This window comes from Mesorhizobium amorphae (assembly GCF_014843845.1).
GTDB lineage: Bacteria > Pseudomonadota > Alphaproteobacteria > Rhizobiales > Rhizobiaceae > Mesorhizobium > Mesorhizobium amorphae_A.
In genome coordinates this window covers 1-1166 of record NZ_JHQS01000103.1, presented here as the reverse complement: position 1 = coordinate 1166, position 1166 = coordinate 1, and the positions used below count along the sequence as shown (strand labels likewise).

The 1166-nt window shown below is 55.4% G+C and carries 1 protein-coding gene; it reads right to left on the bottom strand.

All coding sequences use genetic code 11. The features are described from left to right. Positions 1 to 154: 154 nt before the first annotated feature. Positions 155 to 958: a GGDEF domain-containing protein gene (locus tag DH08_RS30210; protein ID WP_192182909.1), complete on the bottom strand. Its 804-nt coding sequence runs from the start codon at positions 956 to 958 to the stop codon at positions 155 to 157. Between the last annotated feature and the right edge of the window lie 208 nt (positions 959 to 1166).

Below are 1166 nucleotides of genomic sequence, written 5' to 3'. Positions count from 1 at the left end.
CCAAATCAATCGCTTAAGCTACATCCGCCAGCCTCAAAGGCCCATCGTTGTGCATAAGACGGGCTAGGCTGGTCTCGAGACATGTGCTTCCAGAAAACCTTGGGATTGTTCCGCATCGGATGCGATGTGCTGGCTGACGGGGGTTCCCGCAGGATCATCTCGGGCGTGTTTTGCGGGCTGTAATATCTTGCAATCTGGCTACCTCGCAGGTGAAGGAAACGCGGTTCCGTCCGCGTTGTTTCGCTTCAAAAAGGCACCGCCCGGCAGCGCGAAGGACATCCTCAGCATCTGCAGAGCGGGGGATTTCTGCACCTCCTATGCTGACAGTCACCTTCACGCCATCTTGTTTCCCTTTGATCCAGGGACCCCCCTCGATGTGCCGACGGATATTCTCCGCGATGGCAATCGCCTGCTCTTTGCGCGCGTCGCGCAGCAAGACCCCAAACTCTTCCCCACCAAGGCGGCCAATTGAGTCCCCTGGACGTGTCGTATAAACGAGCGCCTTCGCGATCCGAACCAAAACTTCGTCACCCTTGTAGTGTCCGTGCCTGTCATTGACTAAGTAGAAGTGATCCGGATCGATCAGGAGAAGCGTGTCGCATTCCCCTTCATCGCGCCTCCTGTCCATCCTTGCCATGAATTCGCCACGGCTAAGGAGGCCCGTCATCGGGTCATGGCTGGTGACGAAGGTAAGCCTGTCGTGCGTCTCTTTCAGAGCTGCATGTGACTTCTCCAACTTGTCACATGTGTCCCGGATCGTTTCCGACTGGGCGAAGATGTAGGAAGCGACTGGCATTGCGATCAGAATGGGAATGAACGTGCTTTCCACCCAACTCAGCCAGTCGATCGGCATTTGCAAGGCGAGTCTGGCCGTAAACGACAGACCAAAGGTCGCGACGATTGCAATTATCGTCACGACTATTGATTTGCCCAGAATACGCATGGTGCGCGGCGTCATATGTCTTTTTAGTCCGTCGGCGCTGAACACGCCCTTACCGATTCAACTAAGATTATTCGAGCCTCCGAAGCGCAGACCCGGCGCGAACGTTAGCCCGAGGGGGATTTCACCCGATGTAATTTATTCTACCATCGCTGGGCGCTAGCCCGTCTTATGCACAACGATGGGCCTTTGAGGCTGGCGGATGTAGCTTAAGCGATTGATTTGG

Coding starts and splice junctions, on each gene's coding strand:
- DH08_RS30210 (WP_192182909.1), bottom strand. CDS start 958: ATGACGCCGCGCACCATGCGTATTCTGGGCAAATCAATAGTCGTGACG.